Genomic DNA, 19,695 nt, shown 5'->3' with positions numbered 1-19,695 from the left:
GATTAAAGCAATTTTATTTTAAGCTTATTCTAAGTGATGCTTCTCTTTTCTTATCATCGATTATTTTGGTATAAATCTGCGTAGTTTTCACACTTTTATGACCAAGCATTTTTGAAACGGTAAAAATATCTGTTCCGGAGAAAATTTGCAATGTAGCATAGGTATGACGAAAACAATGAAAAGTTATGTGTTTTGTAATTCCGGCCTTACCAACCCAAACGGGTAAAACTCTATCCACATCCCACTTTTTTAGATCAGTAAAGACTTTGTCGTTATCATTTTTTCTCTCACCGAGGATTTCATAGGCCTCATCTGATATCGGCATAGTCTGCAAGCCTTCAGTTTTCTTTTGTTTAAACCTGATATAATGTCCATCATCTTCTCTATATTGAACTTCTGACCACGTTAATTTAGCTATATCTGAATATCTAATTCCTGTAAGGGTCGAAAACATTGAAATTCTGAAAACGATATCCTTAGAACACGGAGTTGCAAATAATTTCTTAGCTTCATTTAAAGTAAGAAAATTTCGCTGTGACTCCTGCTCTTTGATGGAATCTATCCCAGCGTTTATATCAGTCCGAAGCTTACCTTCTTTATAAGCTCTTTTGAGCGTAGTTTTTAGTTTATTGTAATAGGAGAGAGCTGTGTTTCTTGCTAAGCTATTTCCGGTATCTCTTCTATTTTTGGCCTTTAATAAATATTCTTTGTAATCTTCAATTAGTGTCACTGTTATATCTTTAAAAGTAACGTCGCGCCCTGAAAGAAAATTTTCAAAATGAATAATTGCTGTGTACCAAATCTGATAATTATTTCCCTCTTTTTTATCTGCCAAATTTTTAAAATACTCTAAAAATGAGCCACGTCCAATCCTCTGAATTTCCAGTTGTTCTTTTTCAAACTCACTATACACATCATATTTGCGCATTTCATTCTGTCTTCGAATTTGAATAAGTTCTGCTGTATGCAGGCTTTCTATATTTGAAATTTTTTGAATCTGGGTTTTAGGCTTTTGAAAAAGATACAGCTTTAAAAATTCACGTCTTGTTTGCTTATTTGTTTCAGTATCTAGTATTGGCGGATAGAAATCCAGATAAAGCGAAATTCTGCCATCAGACAATACTTTCTTTCTGAGTGTTACATTAGTCTTTTTCATTATCTCTCACATTAAATATAATATCAATATCTTTTTTTGCTACGTAATTGAATTTTCCAACGGAATACTTAGTTATTCCATGACGCTGTATCAGCTTATATAATCCTACTGGCGAGATTCCGAATTTCTGCTGAATCTGCGTTATGGTATAACATTTGTCCAGCCCCGGAAATTCCTGAACAGGGCGGAGCATGGCTTCCTGTAAAGGAATAGAAAAAAAGCTGTCCAGATCACATCTTCGGATAACGGTCCGGGATCCGAATTTTGCAATATCAAGTTCACCCCGCTGGATCAGCCTGTAAATTGTCCTTTTGCTGATACCGAGCAAATTACTGGCCATATTAACATCGATGAAATCTCTTGTCTTAATTACTTCCAGATTTGGTTTTTTGGCCGTTTGCGTCTGTTTATTGCTTTGGTCAATTTTAGACTGCCGAGTCCTTGCTTTATAGGCTCTGGAGCTGCATTTAAGCGAACAGTAAAGTGTCTTTGTTGTGCGGGCTGTAAACTCATTTTTACAGAATTCACAGATTCTGGTAATCTCAATTTTTGAACTCATAGATATGTGACTTTAAGTGTCCCACTGTGACTATGTGTGTCTCTATGTGCCATAATTTGGCCAAAAAAAAATATTTCTTGCATCTCAGTTTTTCGAGGTACAAAGAAGGTACAAATTTAATCAAAACATCGCTTAATATCCAAAAATAAAAGCAATTAAAAAACGAGTTAAAATATTGTTTATAAATACTTTAACTCGTTTGTTTGTTTTTATTTTGTGTTATTTTGTTTCTCTATTTGCCGATACAGAAATTAGCAAAAATATTACCCAGTAATTCATCATTCGTAACCTGACCAGTGATAAGCCCGAATTGATATAAAGCTTCACGGATATCCAGTGCCATTAAGTCACTTGAAAGATTTGTTTCAAGACCAAACTTCACTTTTTGTATTTCATCTAAAGCTTTCAATAAAGAATCATAATGCCTTGTATTCGTTACAATTGTTTCATTATTCCGAAGAGCTCCAGTATTAACAAATGAAAGTAATTCATTCTTCAATTCATCAACACCAATTTTTTCTTTGGCAGAAATCAATAAAAGTTTTGCATTCAAATTTTCAAGCTTAGATGTAATATTTGAAACTTCATCAGTAGATAATATATCTTTTTTATTAACAACAATCAAAAGTGGTTTTAACGGATATTTATTTTTGATTTGTTCAATCTCCGAAACAAACTCAGAACTTGAAGTTTTAAATTTCAAACCATCAAACAAATAAATCACAACTTGTGCCTGATCTATTTTTTCGAAAGTTTTTTTGATTCCAATACTTTCTACAATATCTTTAGTTTCGCGAATTCCAGCAGTATCAATAAATCTGAAACCAACGCCACCAATTACCAATTCATCTTCAATTGTGTCGCGTGTAGTTCCGGCAATGTCCGAAACGATGGCGCGTTCTTCATTCAATAAAGCATTCAATAAAGTCGATTTTCCAACATTTGGTTCGCCAACAATGGCTACCGGAATTCCATTTTTTATTACATTTCCAACAGCAAATGAGTCAATTAAACGTTTTAAAACAAATTCAATTCGGTTTAATAATTCGTGAAATTGAGTTCTGTCGGCAAATTCAACATCTTCTTCAGCAAAATCTAATTCTAATTCGATTAAAGAAGCAAAATTTAAAAGTTCTTCGCGAAGTTTGGCAATTTCATTACTGAAACCGCCTCGCATTTGTTGCATTGCAATTTGATGTGAAGCTTCGTTGTCAGATGAAATCAAATCAGCAACCGCTTCTGCCTGAGATAAATCAAGTTTTCCGTTTAAAAAAGCACGTAATGTAAATTCGCCGGCATCAGCCATTCGGCATCCTTTTCTCAATAATAACTGAATAATTTGCTGCTGAATATAAGTTGATCCGTGGCACGAAATCTCAATAGTATTTTCTCCTGTGTATGAATTTGGCCCTTTAAAAATTGAAACCAAGACTTCATCAAGCGTTTTTTCATTATCAACAATATGGCCTAAGTGCAGGGTATGTGTTTTCTGTTTGGTTAAATCTTTATTTTTTATCGATTTAAAAACAGAATTTCCGATTGTGATCGCTTCAGCACCTGAAATACGAATGATAGCAATAGCTCCAGCTCCAGACGGAGTAGCTAATGCAACTATAGAATCTTGATTTATCATGATGCAAAGGTATAAAAAATGCTCCAAATTTTAAATGTTGCTTTACTGGTAGAATATACAATTTTAAACTTCTAAAAATTTGATTTTTAAGAAATTATTAAGTGTTAAAATACTGATAATTATCAGGTTGTTTTGTTTTTAGAATGATTAAATTTGAGAAAACAATACACTAATTCTAAACAAAATGAAAAAGATATTATTTCCCACAGATTTTTCTGAAGCAGCGACAAATGCGTTTGTTCATGCGTTAGAATTTGCAAAAATTGTCAACGCCGAGCTTGTTTTACTTCATACTTTTGAGATTCCGGTGTATGACAGTCAGTTTTTTCCTGAGAATTATGCCTCGATTTACAGCTCAATAGAATTAGCTAAATTTGAGATGTTTAAAGATGAAATTCCAAAACTTAGAGCGATTGCCGCAGAAAGGAAATTAGAGGATATTGTAATTAAACATCGTTTAATGGATGGTGATTTGATTTTCAATTTAAAAAACGCTGTCGAAGAAGACGATATTGATTTTGTGATAATGGGAACTACTGGAGCTTCTGACTGGACAAAATTTTTCACAGGATCCAATACAAATTCAGTTATATCCGAGGTCAAAGTACCCGTTTTATGCGTTCCTATTGATGCGAGATATAAAAAAGTGAAAATTATTGGCTTTACAACGCGATATCGTGAAAAAGATAAGGCTGTCCTTCGTCGAATACTAAAAATTGCAAAGAAAACAGATGCAAAAGTAAAAAGCTTATATGTAAAAACTTCAAATTCTGATGTTTCCGATATGACAATTAAAGAATGGGAACAAGAGTTTGCAAACGATAATGTTGAGTTTTTGGTTTTACCAAGCGATGAAGTCAAAGAAACTATTCTTGATTTTATTTTATACAAAGACATTGATATTCTGACTACTATAACTCATAAAAGATCTTTTTTTGAAAGCATTTTTGAATCAAGCTTTTCTAAAAAAATTACCAAAGAAGTTTCTGTACCAGTTTTGGTTATGCATGAAAAGGAATAAAAAGATAAATAATTTTAATAGCAGTTTTGTAAGTGTAAAATCTATATTTGTACTTCAATAAAATTTAAAAATGGAAGTATATCATAATAAAGTCACACACTTTTCCAATATTTATAATAAAATCAATAAAAGATACAACAGCATCAGTATTTTACGTCTGTTAACAGTTTTTCTTTGTTTGTTTATGTTGTTTTATTACATCAAAACCAATGGTTTGCTGTATGTCGTAGTAGCTTTTTTATCTTTTGTTGGTTTTATTTTTTTAATGAAAATCCACACTAAATTATCTTTTCAAAAACAACTCACAACGGCACTTTTGAAAATCAACGAAAATGAGATTTCGTATTTAAAAAGAGAAAAAACACCTTTTGAAAACGGAATAGAATTCAATGATTTTCATCATCCATATGCTTACGATCTTGATATTTTTGGCGATCATTCTTTATTTCAAAATTTAAATAGAACTGCGACATTTATCGGAAAAAAGACATTGGCAAATCAATTGCTACATCTTCTTCCAAATGAGATTATTTTAGAAAATCAAAAAGCTGTTTATGAACTTAAAACTAAGATCGACTGGCGCCAGGATTTTCTAGCATTGGCAACTGTCAGTTCTGACAGTAAATATTCGTACGACTCTATAATCTATTGGAGTTCATTTAAAAATAATTCATTGCCTAAAGCTTTAGTTTTAATGTCTTATGCAATGCCTGCTATATTTTTTGGAGTACTACTTGCCTATTTTGTTACTTCAAAAACAATTTTATTATCATATTTGACCTATGTTTTTATTGCTAATATGATTGTTTTAGGGCAGTCAATAAAGCGAATCAAATCAGAAATTGCACAAGCGGATAATGTTGATAAAATAATTAAGCAATATGGCTTATTGGTTGAAAAAATTGAATCGGAAAAATTTGAGTCTAAGAAATTAACCGAATTACAGCAACAACTGATTTCTAAAAATATTCCGTCTAGTGTACATTTAAAACAATTGTCTGAATTGTTTTCAAGAATGGACACCATTAATAATTTTGTTACAGCGACTGTTTTTAATGGAACTTTTTTGTTTAATCTTCATGTTTTGAAAGCACTTTTAAAATGGAAAGAAGATTATTCGCATGAACTTGAAAATTGGATTGCTATTATTGGCGAATTTGAAGCTTTGAATAGTTTAGCAAATCTAGCTTATAATAACCCTGATTTTGTATTTCCAGAAATTAACTCGGAATATAAAATTGAATTTAAAAACTTAAGCCATCCATTATTAAATCCAAATAGCAGAGTAGGGAATGATACTTGTTTCTATCCAGAATCGTTTGTGATTTTAACAGGATCTAATATGTCTGGAAAAAGTACTTTTTTGAGAAGTTTGGGTGTCAATATGGTTTTAAGCGGAATTGGTTCAGTTGTTTGTGCTTCAGAAGCTAATATTCATCCACTTCCAGTTTTAGTTTCAATGCGATTATCAGATTCTTTGGCAGATAGTGAATCGTACTTTTTTGCAGAAATTAAACGTTTAAAGCAAATTATGGAAGCGCTGGAAGAACGTCCGGCTTTTGTTTTATTGGATGAAATTTTAAGAGGAACCAATTCTGATGACAAACGAAACGGAACGATTGAAGTGGTTAAAAAAATCATTGAGAAAAATGCAATAGGTGCAATTGCAACGCATGATATTGAAGTTTGTTTGACGACTAACGAATTTCCAAATATTTTAAAAAACCAATGCTTTGAAGTCGAAATCCAAAACAATGAATTGCATTTTGATTACAAATTGAGAAACGGAATTTGCAAAAATAAAAGTGCGACTTTCCTAATGCAGAAAATGGGAGTTATTTAAAGCCAGGCTATTTTTTAGATACTGAAGTTTAATTATAAAAAAAATGGCTGAAGAAATAATTCTTCAGCCATTTTCTGATTTTACAAATGAGATTTTATATAGTCAATAATCTCTTGTATTATTTTGTCTATTTCGCTTTCTTCGGCATTAAACAATGTTCCGTCAAAGTATCGGGCGTGAGTTCCTTCGCCAGTTGGAGATCCATGATGTGCATCAATTGATTTTCGCCAGTATTCGGCATGATTTTTCCATTCTTCGGTATTTACCAAGGCTGGTTCAACAAACCATAAATTCCAGGATAATACATTTCCAGGCTGAAGCATATTACCAGAAGCGAGGTTAAAAGCTTTCATGATTAATTCATTGAAGCCATCAACAATTGAATCTTTTGTTTTTTTAATGTCTCCAATTTCTACCGCTATATATCCTGTTGTATAAGATTTTGCTTCGTGAAGTGCAAATGCTGGATTTTTGAACTTAGGCGAAATCCCTTTGTTTACTGGAAAAATAGGTTGGTTAGGATTTCCTGGATCGTAAGTGGTTACACGAATAGCGTTTTCTTTATCTAACGGGAATTTTGGAAGACTGTATCGTAATAAAGGCCAAATTTCTTTTATTTTGTCACCTTGATGTTCACTTGGTGTAAACCAAATTTTACCTTCAACGGTCATATCTAAGGCTAGTTCTTTGGTATTTTCATCTACCCAACCTCTTTGTCCGGTAACCGTTACTTCGACATTCAGGCAAATTTCATCTTTTAACCAAATTCCTTGTTGCGGACAAATAACAGAATAAACTCTTCCTTCATCAGTATATCCCACTCGGGAAATGTATGGTGCAAACTGCTGATAACATCTTTTAGGATCTGGAAAGCCTTTTAAAGTTTCCCAGCTAAATTCTGGCCATTTTACCCCAAGCTGTCGCTGAAGAAAATTAATATTGTCCATATTGCCTAACATTGGCAAAGAGGATAAATCGCGGGTAGGGTATCTCATAGGAGAATTTGCAGGAGGGAACCCGCCAATCCATCCGTTTGGGATGCATGAATCTTGATTTTTTTCCATTGTTTTGTGGTTGTTTATATTGATCTTGTAAAGCTAATATAATGTATAATCTTACAATAGAGTATAATTACCTGTTTTTAAATAATTGTAAATCAGTTGAATATGTAAAAAAATGTTCGTTGCCAATTAAGACTTTTTTGCAAAAAAAAATCCCGATTATTAATGAATCAGGATTTTAAATAATTAACTAGTTGTGGCTTTATTTTATAATTTGAAATAAACAATTTAATAAACAATATTTCCGTTGTGAATAAGCATTTTTGCAGGTGACATTCTCGAAACAGCTTCCGCTGAACAACTGGCTTTTAAGAATACCAAATCTGCTTTGTCTCCAGTTTTTGGCCATTGCTGATTTCCTTTGTCATCTAAAGGAATTGGGCCAGAAGTCGCTAGTTTCAGCATTCGTGATAAACCAAATTCGGTTGCTTGACCGTATAATTGTGCGGCAAGATTGGCTTTTTGCAAAACACTTCCTGTTCCAAATGTATTCCAATGATCAATAATACTGTCGTTTCCGGTCATTACATTTACGCCGGCTTTCATTAAAGTTGGAATTGGCATTACTAAACTTCCAAAAGGAATCGTTGAAACAATGCCAATTTGAGCTGCGCTTAATTTTTCTGCCATTTCTTCTTGTTTGGCTTTTTCCAATTTTCCGAGAGCAAAACAATGGCTTAAAAAAGTCTTTCCTTGTAAGTTTGTATTTTCGTTTACTTTCGCAATTAGATATTCGATTGTTTTTACTCCAGATTCTCCAGATTCATGCAAATGAATATCAATTCCTTTGTTATGATCTAAAGCCAATTGTACTGTAAAATCAATTGTTTTTTCAATGGCTCCGTCAATCGAAAAAGGATCAAGTCCGCCAATGAAATCAATATCCATTTTCGCAGCTTCTTTCAAATAAGGAACGGAATCGGTATAAAAGACGCCATGTTGCGGAAAAGCAACTAATTGAGCGCCAAAAGTATTCTTTTTGTTTTCTAAAGCTTTTTGCAGATTTTTTAAAGACTGTAATTTTGAAGTTGGTTCAATATTTACATGGCTTCGTGCAAATGAAGTTCCGTGAGATTGCAATAGCTCAATTAATTTCTCTGCTTTTTGAGTGGAGTTTTTTAGCATTTCTGGCAAAATTTGCTGTTCTAGCGCAATCATTGCTTTTACGCCGCCAGTTCTCTTTTTTACGGCCTGCCAGTCATCATAAAATGTTTTATCCAAATGAATATGCATATCGCGAAAAGCAGGAAGCATTAAAAAACCTTTTGCATCAATAGCTTGTGCACTAGTTTTATTTGCTGAAATCGATTTAATTTTTCCGTCACTGATTTCAACGCAGAATAATTCTGTTTTGGTACGGACAACTTCGCCTTCTTCGAATTCGAAACCAGTTTCTAATCTAACATTTTTTAAAGTAAAATTTTTATCTGAAGCAATATTTATATTTGAATCTGTTTCAGATATTGTAGAAGCTTTTGCAGAATTTATAAATCCTGAGCCAACTGCAAGTCCGGCAACGCCCAAAACGGAGTTTCTTAAAAAATCTTTGCGGGTAATATCGGAGTTTTTCATACGAAGTAATTTGTTTTACAAAAATAAACTTCACAGAAACATCAAGAATAGAAAATTTATCTCAAGGCTTGAAAGATTTATAACTGCTCACGGAAAAGAGTGGGTGTGATTCCGGTTTGAGTTTTAAAGAAATTTGAAAAGTAGGCATGATCTATAAAACCTAATTCAAAGGCAATTTCTTTAATTGAAAGAGTTGTCGCTTTCAAATGTCGCTTAGATTCAAGAACAATTCGCTGCTGAATTAATTGCGTCGCTGAAATTTTTAAATGTTTCTTGCAGAGAATATTTAGATAATTGGCTGAAATATGAAGTTTTGCAGCGTAAAAGGAAACCAATTTCTCTTTTTTGAAATAATTATCGATTAACTCCTGGAACTTTACGATTCTAGGTTCTGTTTGATAAATATCATGATCTGTAAATACTTTTGCGGCTTCTTTACTTATGATAGAAGCAATAACGGCGGTACGTGAACTAATCAATTCCTGAAGGCAATCTTCATTTTCAAGTTCATTCTTTATTGCATCAAATTCATAATGCAAAAGATTATAAGATTCCTGACTAAGTTCAATCACGGGATGATTGTGATATTGGGCAAACGAAAATCTAAAACTGCTAGAAAAGCTTTCAAAAAAATCCCTGCCAATCATTAGCTGGTAACCCGTAGTTTCTGGTTCGATATTCCATTTGTGTACTTGTCCAGGAAAAAGTAAATGAATTTGATGATTACTGATTTTATAATTTATAAAGTCAATATTATGAACGCCTTTTGCCTGATCAAAAAGCACAATAATAAAAAAATCATGCTGATGTGGTTTATGGATATGGCGTTCTCCATGCAATTCATTAAACAAGAGATGATCGTTATATCTGCTTTGGTCTTTTTTGAATTCCTGAAGTCCAATAAGCGGAATATTTTGGTCTTTTTTGATTGGCATTGACAAGAAACAAAACAGTTTTAAAATTACTTCAGAACTTCATTAATCGTGTTAACAAAAGCTTCAACAGGCTGAGCACCAGAAATAGCATATTTTCTATCAAAAACGAAAAACGGAACACCCTGTACGCCAATTTCTTGCGCTTCTTTTATGTCATGATGAACATCTTGTAGATATAAATGTTCGTTTTGTAAAACTTCCAGAATTTCCTCTTTATTCAAGCCAGCTTTTTCGCCAAGTTCTAATAAAGTTGGACCATCATTTAAGTCGCGGCCTTCGGTGAAATAAGCTCTGAAAAAGATTTCTTCCATTTCATTGCCAAGATTTTTGGTTTTAGCCAAATGTATAATACGATGTGCTTCAAGGGAATTTGAAACGATGGCTTTTTCAAAATGATAGTCTAAACCAACGCTTTTTGCGCGTTCTGTGACGCTTTGATGCATTTCGATAGATTGTTCAACCGACATGCCTTTTCGCTCGGCTAAAAACGTGAAAACGTCTTTTCCGGACTGTGGCGTAATAGTTGGGTCGAGCTGAAAGCTTTTCCATTCAATTTCAAATTCATTTTCTGGAAATTTTGCCAAAGCTGATTCCAATTGTCTTTTCCCGATATAACAAAACGGACACATGATGTCCGACCAAATTTCTATTTTCATGTTACAAAGTTACAGAAAAATTTGTTTCGGGTTTGAAGTTTCAGGTTTCAAGTTGAATGGCTTGTGTGTAGTTTAACCGCAAAGTACGCAAAGTTTTCTTTGTTCAATATTGTGTTCACAAATGCAAAGTTCGCAAAGCTTTATCTAAAACTTTGCGAACTTTGCGTAAACCTTAGCGTGCTTTGCGGTTAAACTTGAAACCTGAAACCTGAAACAAAATCTACCCCAAATAAAAAACCGCAAATCTTAAAAAAAGAATTGCGGTTTCTAGGTATAAAAAATGGTTGGTTAATAGCGATATTTTTTTTTACAATGATATGTCTTTAATTCGAAACTAAAAAAAATCCCTGTAACAAAAAGAAGTTTTGATGTTAACTATTTAACATTACAGGCATTACCAGCATTGTTACTGTTTCGCCTTCTTCAAGACCATCAACAGGAGTAAGGATTCCAGCCCTGTTTGGCAATGACATTTCTAACATAATCATGTCAGATTGTAAGTTAGTAAGCATCTCTGTTAAAAATCTTGAATTGAAACCAATTTGAAGATCATCTCCTTGATAATCGCAAGTCAATCTTTCTTCAGCTTTGTTTGAGTAATCAATATCTTCAGCAGAAACATTTAATTCCGCTCCAGCGATTTTTAAACGAATTTGGTGTGTTGTTTTGTTTGAGAAAATTGCCACACGACGAACAGAACTTAAAAATAAAGAACGGTCAATCATTAATTTGTTTGGATTTTCTTTTGGAATTACCGCTTCGTAATTTGGGTATTTTCCGTCGATCAAACGACACATTAAGATATAATTGTCAAATGAGAAAGTCGCATTTGAATCGTTGTATTCAATTTTTACTTCAGCATCAGAACTTCCTAAAATACTTTTTAAGATATTTAAAGGTTTCTTTGGCATAATAAAATCTGCAACTTGGGATGCTTTTACATCTGTACGTGCATATTTTACTAATTTGTGAGCATCTGTAGCAACAAAAGTTAATCCTTCCGGAGAAAACTGGAAAAATACTCCGGACATTACCGGACGTAAATCATCATTTCCGGCAGCAAAAATAGTTTTGCTTACAGCAGTTGCCAAAACATCAGCAGGAACTAATGTTACAGACGGATCTTCTAAACTAACAGATTTCGGGAATTCTTCTCCAGCAGCATATGCTAATGCATATTTTCCTGAGTTAGAACTAATTTCAACGGTATTGTTGTCTTCAACTGTAAAAGTCAAAGGCTGTTCTGGAAACGTTTTTAAAATTTCAAGTAAAAGCTTTGCAGGTACAGCTACACTTCCTTTACTTTTAGAATCGATTGATAATGTAGCCGACATAGTAGTTTCAAGATCTGAAGCCGAAACTGTCAACGCATCATTGTCTAGTTCAAATAAAAAGTTGTCTAAAATAGGCAACGTGTTGTTACTATTGATTACACTACCTAAAACTTGTAATTGTTTTAATAAGTACGAACTCGATACTATAAATTTCATCTGTTATATTTTATTTTTTTGATGTATTCTTTAGGATTTGGGACACTAAAGATAAGGATTACAAATATATCGTAAACTATCTTAGTTTCGCAATTTTTTTATTAACATCTATTTGCTGTATTTTCTTTTTCTAATGAACGTAAAAGCAAGTCCGAAAACCAATAAAATTAGAATTGGAAGTCCGATAGTTATGAATTGTGTTGTCGTATAATTTTCATAAACTTTATCTTTGTCCAATAAAGGCAGTTCTACATCTTTGCTCCTAATGTTAATAAGTCCGGTATCGTCCAGCAAATAATTGATGCAGTTCATCATGAAATCTTTATTGTCATATAAATTCCCAGTGCGCTGGTCGTAGCCTAATTCTACAGGCATCATGTTTTTATCTAATTGATTTCTTGTCAAATCTCCGTCGGCAATCACAATCATCTTATTTGGTTTTCCTTGTGTCTGAAATGAACTTTCTTTAAACGGCAAAACGCGATTTTGAAATGCTGAATGGAAAGAACCTTCTAATAAAACAGCAAGCGGAAGATTTCCTTTGTTTAAATAATCTTGCGGAGAAGTTTTTTCTGTAACAATATTCAAATTGATTTCTGTTGGTGTTCCAATTTTTTTAGAATATTGAGAAGATTGAAGCAAAACTGTTTTTTTGATTCCGTTTTTTAAAGTGTCGATTTGGTTAGCAAAATCGAATTTGACTCCTCCTAAATTTTTTACGATTGGGTGTTGACTTGTTGGGATAACGATTGGAGCAAATTTCCAGATAAAATTCTGATACTGTGTTGCACTTCCTTGTTCTCCAGTTGCCAATTTTAACGGACTTCCTTGTTCGTCTTTTACTAAATCAGGATTAATTCTAAATCCGTATTTAAAGAACATGTCATTCAGATTCAGATCTCTTGGGTAAGCCAAAGTCGCACCAGATTGGTTATATAAACTGTCCATATCAGCAGCAACTTGGTCAATTAACCAAATTGTTTTTCCGCCATTTATAACAAACTGATCCAAAACCTCTTTTTCTTCATCAGAAAAAGTTTGTGTCGGTTTAGCGATAATAGCCAAGTCATATTTTTTAAGAGCATTTAAAGTTCCATTAGGATCTTTTGCAACAGAATCTAATGTGAAAGGTCCTATATAATAGCTTTCTTTTATTTGACGTAGTAAGTTAGCAACATGAACTTCATTTAATTCTCCGTTTCCTTTTATGTAAGCAACTTTCTTTTGTTTGGCTTTTGTAATTTTATTAATAGCATCAGCAATTGAGTATTCTAAATGCTGAATCGATCCTTTTACTTTTTGCTCAGTATTAGCTCCCATGATGTTTTTCAACAATGGAATATTAACTTCTTTATTGTCGTAAACGGCAATTGCCCAAGGAAAAACCATAGCCTGAGATTGCTTTCCTTTATCGTCAACTGTAATGTTTACTGGCGTAAGTCCTTTTTGGTAAAGCGATTTTACGATTTCCATGCTTTCGTCTTCGTTTTCCATTGGGTTTACGAATTCAAAAACAATATTGCTGTTATAGGCCTGAAATTCTTCTAGCAATTGTTTGGTTTCCTGTTGTAAACGTCTAAAGTCTGCAGGAAGTTCGCCTTGCATGTAAATTTTGATTGAAAGCGGGTTTTTAACCTGTTTTACAATATTTAAAGAAGTTTCAGATAAAGTATATCGTTTGTCTTTGGTTAAATCAAAACGATGGAAGAATAAAGTTCCGAGAACATTTAAAACAATTAAAATAAAAATTGTAATGCCTAATGTCTTTAAATTTAATTTATTAGATACTTTCATTACGCTTTAAAAGATTTTAATTGATAAACGGTAAAAGATAAAAATAATACGCTGATACTTAAAAAGTAAATTACATCACGAGTATCTATAACACCTCGACTCATACTTTTAAAATGATCCTGCATTCCGAAAGCCGAAATCAGAGTCGATTCTCCCGGAATTAAAGATGCAATACCTTCAAAACCAAAATAGAATATAAAGCAAAGAAAAACTGCAATAATAAAAGCAACAATCTGATTTTCGGATAGAGTAGAAGTGAAAATCCCGATTGCAGAATATGAAGCAATCAAAAATAATAATCCAAAATAAGAACCAATCGTGCTTCCCATATCGATATTTCCTTCCGGATTTCCTAAATTAGAAATTACGAATACATAAATGAATGTTGGAATAATTGCTAAAATAATCAGCAAAAGTGACCCGAAAAATTTTCCGTTTACAATTTCCCAAACAGAAAGTGGTTTGGTTAAAAGCAATTCAAGTGTTCCTTGTTTTCTTTCATCGGAGAAACTTCTCATAGTTACAGCCGGAATCAGGAAAATTAAAATCCAAGGAGCTAAAGTGAAAAATGGAGTCAAATCGGCATAACCGGAATTTAGGATATTGTAATCTCCTTCAAAAACCCATAAAAATAGTCCGTTGCTAATTAAGAATATAGCAATGACCAAATAGCCAATTGGAGAACCAAAAAAGGATTTTATTTCTCGTAAAATTATAGACTTCATATATTTGTTTCAAGTTTTTTATTGTTTCAGGTTTCAAGTTTCTCTACTTGCGGTTAAATCGTTCCAATTTTTTTGTATTAATTTAAACTTACTAGTTTATCCACACTCCAAGCTTCCGGCTTAGCATTGAATAATTTCTTTGTAAAATCCCAAACAGAATTAAATAATTCAGATTTTCTGTAATTTTCTAAATCTTCTTCGGTTTCCCAATAACTATAGGTAAAGAAAATACATTTGTCATTTTTGTCCTGATACAATTCTAAAAAACGATTTCCGCCTGCATTTCTTATTTTATCTTTCACCGATTCAAAATTCTCAAGAAAATCAGGAATTTTTTCTTCGTGAAAACTCATTTTTACAATTCTGACCAACATGTTTTTTAATTTTAGATTTCTGCTTTTAGATTTTAGATTTGTTGAGATCTAAAAATTATACAGGTGCGCAAAAATACCAAAATTGATTGTTCTTTTGGAAGTTTTTTTACCAATCTATTTCAGATTCTGTTTCAATATTCCAAAATATACCAGTTTCAAAATCACTTAATATAAAATTAAAAATCCTTGATCCGGAATCATCGGCTAAAAGTCTGCCATTTATACTACTATTAGGAGATATATTTGTTTGTACCCATCCTGGATGTACAGCTGCCACACTTTGTTTATTAATAAGTCTGTTACTAAGTATTTTGGTATACATATTCAACGCTGTTTTAGACATTCTGTACGCAACTGAATCGGTTAATGTACAAGACTCAATCGATCCCATTTTAGAAGACATATTTATAATTTTTCCATCTAAATGAATGTAAGGCTGTAATAATTCGGTAAAAAATACTGTACCTGTTACATTGACGTCAAAAGTCTTTTTAAAACTTTCAATATCTGGCTTTAAAGTATCTAGATCAGGACCTATTCCTGTATTGTTTATTAAAATGTTTATTTTAATGTTATTTTCTTTTAAAAAAAGGGCAACATCGTTTATGCTTTTTTCGTCGGATAATTCAAGTTTTAAAATTTTAAAATCAGTATGTTTAAAATTTTCAATTTTTCCGGTCGTACTTGTTCCAATTACATTGTAATTGTTGTTTAAGAAACATTTTGCTAATGCAAAACCAATCCCTCTGCTTGCTCCTGTAATTAAAACAGTTTTTTTCATATTTACTTTATTCAGTAATAAAATGTCCTAAAAGAACATATTGTTTTTAAGAAAACTTAACCGTAATAACATCACGATAATTCAATCCCAACAAACTATTTGCAGAACCTACTTTTGAAGGATTACTTCTAAAAATCGCAATCTCAAGAAAACCCGCTTCATTAAAAATTGCCAGTTTTTCTCCTTCGTACGTTTTAATCGGATATTTTTCCGAAGTCGCGATAGCCGAATAATTTGGAAGAATGGTTTTGATGCTTTTTGGCTTCATTACAATTTCATACGGACGTCCCCGGGAAACTTCCAGAAACTGTTTTTTAGAGATATTCGTCACTACGTTTCCAAAATGGTCAATATATATAACGTATCCTTTTAGAGAATTTCCATCTGCAGCAACAACCGCTTGAAGTTCTGTAACTTCTTTAACAGCTGGGATTTCTTTGCCAATAACATTCAGTAAGCCGCCCTTTGCAATGTGGCAGGCAACTTGTATGAAAATATCCAAATCGCTGAATTCACTCGGAAAACGATCATGAATATTAATTTCGACAATTTTCTGCGGAACGATCTTTTGCGTAAGCATACTTAAAATTCCGTTATCGGCACAAATAAAGAAATGATCGTTCCACTGCATAGCAATATGCTGATTCTCTTTATTGCGTTCAATGTCGACTCCAATTAAGTGAACAGTTCCTTTTGGGAAACTCAAATAAGATGCTCCAACAACGTAACTTGCTTCGGCAGTGTTAAATGGATCAATGTCATGCGAAATATCAATAATTTTTGCATCTGGAAGTTCAGAAATTATTTTACCCTTCAGCGAACCAACAAAGTGGTCTTTTAAGCCGTAATCAGTAGTAAGGGTAATTATTGACATCATTTTGTTTATAACTATTGATAGTATTTAAATCTAATTTTCATTAAATTTGAGAAATGCAAATCTAATAATACTAAATACAAATTGAAAGAAAGAAAAGACAATTTGCGTTTAAAGATATGAACATACCCGACAGCCATAGATTTACAAAACAAATTTATTTTTAATTTAAATTTATCTCATTTGAACGAAAGAATTATAGAGCTTATAGACATCGCTCCAAAAGACTTTTGGGGCGCGCAGGATTCTCATCTTGAAATAATCAAAAAGTACTACCCAAAGCTTAAAATAGTAGCGCGAGGGACGACTTTGAAAGCCTTTGGCGAAAAAGAAGTTTTAGATGAATTCGAAAAGAGATTTCAGAGGCTGATGCTTCATTTTACCAGATACAACAACATTGATGATAATGTAATTGAACGTGTAATTATGAGCGATGGTCAGGAAGAAAAAAAAGCTTATGATCACGATAAAATACTAGTTCACGGAGTTGGCGGTAAAATTATCAAAGCCATGACGCCAAACCAGCAATTACTGGTAGATACCATCAAAAAAAATGACATGGTATTTGCAATTGGCCCAGCTGGAACTGGAAAAACCTATACAGGTGTTGCAATGGCTGTAAAAGCACTAAAAGACAAAGAAGTAAAAAGGATCATATTAACGCGTCCGGCAGTAGAAGCAGGGGAGAACCTTGGATTTTTACCCGGAGATATGAAAGAAAAACTGGATCCTTATATGCAACCGCTTTATGACGCTTTGCGCGATATGCTTCCAAATGAAAAACTCGAAGATTACATCTTGAAAGGAATTATTCAGATTGCGCCTCTAGCATTTATGCGCGGACGCACACTTGATAATGCTTTTGTAATTCTAGATGAAGCACAGAATACAACCCACTCACAAATGAAAATGTTTTTGACCCGTATGGGAAAAAATGCCAAGTTTATGATTACGGGTGATCCTGGTCAGGTCGATTTGCCACGAAGAACTATTTCTGGTCTTAAAGAAGCAATTTTGGTTCTGAAAGATATTGAAGGAATCGGAATTATTTATCTGGATGATAAAGATATCGTTCGTCATAGATTAGTGAAAAAGGTAATCGACGCTTACAAGCAAATAGAAAATCACGACTAAAGTTTAATTTTAGTGAAATGTTAAATGTAAATCGTAAAATGTGTTTTAACATTTATTAATATTCGTTTTGTGCTTATTTCTTTTTTGAAAGGTGCAAAACGAATATTTTTTTTTGAATCATAAAATGTTATTGAATGAAGTATAAAGAATTTTGTTTTTTATTATTTATGTGTTTGATTTCATGCAAAAAAACAGAAAATCCGCCAAATAAATTCCTTGGGACTTGGTACGATACGGAGTATATAGTTCCAGGAAAATCAAGTATTAAAATAAATGCTGACAGTACTTTTAATTATAGGGGTGCGGGTTGTGATTGGACAGTGTTTTCGAATGGTAAATGGCAGATGATAGAAGATTCTATCGAATTAAGCAGTATAAAAATAGATACATGTTATGTAATTACTCCTTTTGTGGATTGTACTTTCTTTGACAGGAAAGGTAAAGCGCCTTTACCATTATTAACAATGCCAAATTGTGAACCAGATCAAGGGAAAAGTTTTTGTCTTTTTACAAAAGAAATTTTTTACATCAAAAATGACTCATTGTTTTATAAAATAAAGCCTCAATCAAAATGCTCTGACACTTTGAAAATTATGTTTTCCAAAACTAAAAAAATTAGAAAATGAAACAATTAGATGATTTCTACCAAAACCAAGAAGAACCTATAAAAGGAACATTTCTTGCTTTGCGAGATATTATCATAAAACAAGACAAAGATATTACGCATGTTCTAAAATACGGAATGCCTTTTTTCTGTTATAAAGGAAAAATGTTTTGCTATTTATGGATTCATAAAAAGTTCAAAAAACCTTATTTAAGTATAGTAGAAGGAAAGTATTTTGATGAACCATTTTTGCTTCAGGAAACACGTTCTAGAATGAAAATAATGTTGTTTAATGCTGATGAGGATTTGCCTTTGAAGCAAATTAAATCGGTTTTAGTAAAAGCATTAAATTTATATAAGTCAGGAATTGTTAAGATTTGAAATTATTTAACGAAATAGTTAAATAAATAATAAACTTGCCGTATTTCAGCTTGCAAAAGCTTTTTGACTTTGGTCTTCTTATCTTAAAACCTTAAATTTGCACATCAAAATATTTGATAATTAATATGACAAAACTTAAAAATATAAAAGTTGTAGTAAGTGACCTTGACGGAACTTTACTCAACCCTCAGCATAAAATTTCAGAATATACAAAATCCATTTTTCAGGAATTACATAACCAAGGTTATCTTATTGTTGTAGCTACAGGCCGTCATCATTTTGATGCTTTTGCTATTATTGAAACATTAGAAATTCCCGTTTATTTAGTGAGTTCAAACGGAGCGAGGATTCATTCACCTAATAAAGAAGAATTATTTTCGTTCAATTTAGACAGCGATGTGGTTAAAGCCGCCTTGAATGTTGAAATTGATCCTGCCATTACTGTGGTTCTATTTAGAGAAAATGTCTGGCAGACCAATAAATGGAACGAAAGATTGAATTCTTTTCAAACAGAATTAAAATACCGTCCAGAATTAGTTGATTATAAAAACTTAGAAGATTTTGGCGCCATCAAAATTTTCTTTTCATGTGATGATCACGAAAAATTAGTAAAATTGAAAGATGCTATTTTAGCCAATTCTTCAGAACATTTACATCATGCTTTTAGTTTGCCAACTTGCTTGGAATTTATGGATAAATCTGTGGATAAAGCAGTTTCAATTGAAAAAGTTCTTGAAAAAGAAGGTTATACGTTATCTGAAGCCGTTTCGTTTGGAGATGGTTTTAATGATGTGCAAATGTTAGCAGCAGCAGGAAAAGGATTAATTATGGGAAATGCTCCTGCTTTATTAAAAGAGACTTTGCCAGAACTTGAAGTTATTAAAACGAATGCCGAAGATGGCGTTGCTAGATATATTGCTTCCAAAATTCTTGACAAAGAGTTTGCAATAGGTTAATATTAAAATATTGGTTTTCTTGCAAGGAGAATCAAAAATGAAAATGAGTTATTTTTGTTCCAAATGCGCCAGCAAAAGTTTAAAAGCAAATTTTAATTTAATTATATGTATAATCCTCAAATGTTTAGTTTGAGGATTTTTTTTAT

The 19,695-nt window shown here is 32.5% G+C and carries 19 protein-coding genes; 6 read left to right on the top strand and 13 right to left on the bottom strand.

Annotation, left to right across the window (positions count from 1 at the left end; genetic code table 11):
- Window positions 1-13: 13 nt before the first annotated feature.
- The 3 genes from ACWA1B_RS20135 to mnmE form a co-directional block, all read right to left on the bottom strand.
- Complete coding sequence (locus tag ACWA1B_RS20135) at window positions 14-1,156, bottom strand: tyrosine-type recombinase/integrase (RefSeq protein ID WP_456910042.1); 1,143 nt, start codon at window positions 1,154-1,156, stop codon at window positions 14-16.
- On the bottom strand, window positions 1,143-1,715 hold the full coding sequence (locus tag ACWA1B_RS20130; protein WP_456910040.1) for a helix-turn-helix domain-containing protein: 573 nt from the start codon (window positions 1,713-1,715) through the stop codon (window positions 1,143-1,145). Before ACWA1B_RS20130 ends, ACWA1B_RS20135 begins: the two co-directional genes overlap by 14 nt.
- A 232-nt stretch (window positions 1,716-1,947) precedes the next feature.
- A complete protein-coding gene (gene mnmE / locus ACWA1B_RS20125; RefSeq protein WP_456910038.1) occupies window positions 1,948-3,348 on the bottom strand; it encodes a tRNA uridine-5-carboxymethylaminomethyl(34) synthesis GTPase MnmE in 1,401 nt (466 codons plus the stop codon).
- A 184-nt stretch (window positions 3,349-3,532) separates the two neighbouring features.
- On the opposite strand from mnmE, the gene ACWA1B_RS20120 reads away from it, so the two are divergent.
- Both ACWA1B_RS20120 and ACWA1B_RS20115 read left to right on the top strand, forming a co-directional pair.
- Complete coding sequence (locus ACWA1B_RS20120; protein WP_456910036.1) at window positions 3,533-4,369, top strand: universal stress protein; 837 nt, start codon at window positions 3,533-3,535, stop codon at window positions 4,367-4,369.
- Window positions 4,370-4,439: 70 nt separating this feature from the next.
- The gene (locus ACWA1B_RS20115; protein WP_456910034.1) at window positions 4,440-6,212 is read left to right on the top strand and encodes a MutS-related protein; all 1,773 of its coding nucleotides are present in this window, start codon (window positions 4,440-4,442) and stop codon (window positions 6,210-6,212) included.
- 80 nt (window positions 6,213-6,292) lie between these two features.
- On the opposite strand, the gene ACWA1B_RS20110 is transcribed toward ACWA1B_RS20115, so the two are convergent.
- From ACWA1B_RS20110 to ACWA1B_RS20065, 10 genes are all read right to left on the bottom strand, one after another.
- The gene (locus ACWA1B_RS20110) at window positions 6,293-7,276 is read right to left on the bottom strand and encodes a hypothetical protein (protein ID WP_456910032.1); all 984 of its coding nucleotides are present in this window, start codon (window positions 7,274-7,276) and stop codon (window positions 6,293-6,295) included.
- Window positions 7,277-7,501: 225 nt separating this feature from the next.
- Window positions 7,502-8,845 carry an amidohydrolase gene (locus tag ACWA1B_RS20105; RefSeq protein ID WP_456910030.1) on the bottom strand — a complete coding sequence of 448 codons (1,344 nt, stop codon included), beginning with the start codon at window positions 8,843-8,845 and terminating at the stop codon, window positions 7,502-7,504.
- A 77-nt stretch (window positions 8,846-8,922) separates the two neighbouring features.
- A complete protein-coding gene (locus ACWA1B_RS20100) occupies window positions 8,923-9,780 on the bottom strand; it encodes an AraC family transcriptional regulator (RefSeq protein WP_456910188.1) in 858 nt (285 codons plus the stop codon).
- A gap of 26 nt (window positions 9,781-9,806) precedes the next feature.
- Window positions 9,807-10,436 carry a DsbA family oxidoreductase gene (locus tag ACWA1B_RS20095; RefSeq protein WP_456910028.1) on the bottom strand — a complete coding sequence of 210 codons (630 nt, stop codon included), beginning with the start codon at window positions 10,434-10,436 and terminating at the stop codon, window positions 9,807-9,809.
- 371 nt (window positions 10,437-10,807) lie between these two features.
- Window positions 10,808-11,926, bottom strand: a complete 1,119-nt coding sequence (gene dnaN, locus ACWA1B_RS20090; protein WP_026730732.1) for a DNA polymerase III subunit beta — start codon at window positions 11,924-11,926, stop codon at window positions 10,808-10,810.
- Between the two features lie 108 nt (window positions 11,927-12,034).
- Window positions 12,035-13,720, bottom strand: a complete 1,686-nt coding sequence (gene gldG / locus ACWA1B_RS20085; protein ID WP_456910026.1) for a gliding motility-associated ABC transporter substrate-binding protein GldG — start codon at window positions 13,718-13,720, stop codon at window positions 12,035-12,037.
- The gene (gene gldF / locus ACWA1B_RS20080) at window positions 13,720-14,445 is read right to left on the bottom strand and encodes a gliding motility-associated ABC transporter permease subunit GldF (protein ID WP_142452349.1); all 726 of its coding nucleotides are present in this window, start codon (window positions 14,443-14,445) and stop codon (window positions 13,720-13,722) included. The genes gldG and gldF overlap by 1 nt, the downstream gene beginning before the upstream one ends.
- Window positions 14,446-14,522: 77 nt before the next feature.
- Entirely contained in the window at window positions 14,523-14,819 is a 297-nt protein-coding gene (locus tag ACWA1B_RS20075; RefSeq protein WP_456910023.1) for a putative quinol monooxygenase, read from the bottom strand.
- 106 nt (window positions 14,820-14,925) lie between these two features.
- Window positions 14,926-15,600, bottom strand: coding sequence for an SDR family NAD(P)-dependent oxidoreductase (locus ACWA1B_RS20070; RefSeq protein ID WP_456910021.1), 675 nt, complete (start codon window positions 15,598-15,600; stop codon window positions 14,926-14,928).
- A 46-nt stretch (window positions 15,601-15,646) separates the two neighbouring features.
- Complete coding sequence (locus ACWA1B_RS20065) at window positions 15,647-16,474, bottom strand: SAM hydrolase/SAM-dependent halogenase family protein (protein WP_456910186.1); 828 nt, start codon at window positions 16,472-16,474, stop codon at window positions 15,647-15,649.
- Between the two features lie 183 nt (window positions 16,475-16,657).
- Between ACWA1B_RS20065 and ACWA1B_RS20060 the strand changes: the two genes are divergently transcribed.
- The 4 genes from ACWA1B_RS20060 to ACWA1B_RS20045 all read left to right on the top strand — a co-directional run bounded on the left by ACWA1B_RS20060 (window position 16,658) and on the right by ACWA1B_RS20045 (window position 19,549).
- Complete coding sequence (locus ACWA1B_RS20060; protein ID WP_035652417.1) at window positions 16,658-17,608, top strand: PhoH family protein; 951 nt, start codon at window positions 16,658-16,660, stop codon at window positions 17,606-17,608.
- Window positions 17,609-17,742: 134 nt separating this feature from the next.
- A complete protein-coding gene (locus ACWA1B_RS20055; RefSeq protein ID WP_456910019.1) occupies window positions 17,743-18,234 on the top strand; it encodes a hypothetical protein in 492 nt (163 codons plus the stop codon).
- Window positions 18,231-18,593 (top strand): DUF1801 domain-containing protein, encoded by a 363-nt coding sequence (locus ACWA1B_RS20050; protein ID WP_456910017.1) that lies wholly within the window; start codon window positions 18,231-18,233, stop codon window positions 18,591-18,593. The genes ACWA1B_RS20055 and ACWA1B_RS20050 overlap by 4 nt, the downstream gene beginning before the upstream one ends.
- Window positions 18,594-18,718: 125 nt before the next feature.
- Window positions 18,719-19,549, top strand: coding sequence for a Cof-type HAD-IIB family hydrolase (locus ACWA1B_RS20045; RefSeq protein WP_456910015.1), 831 nt, complete (start codon window positions 18,719-18,721; stop codon window positions 19,547-19,549).
- Window positions 19,550-19,695: the final 146 nt, after the last annotated feature.

It is taken from the genome of Flavobacterium xizangense, assembly GCF_054075145.1.
Note: the sequence above shows the minus strand (reverse complement) of the source record. Positions and strands in the feature narration are given on the sequence as shown.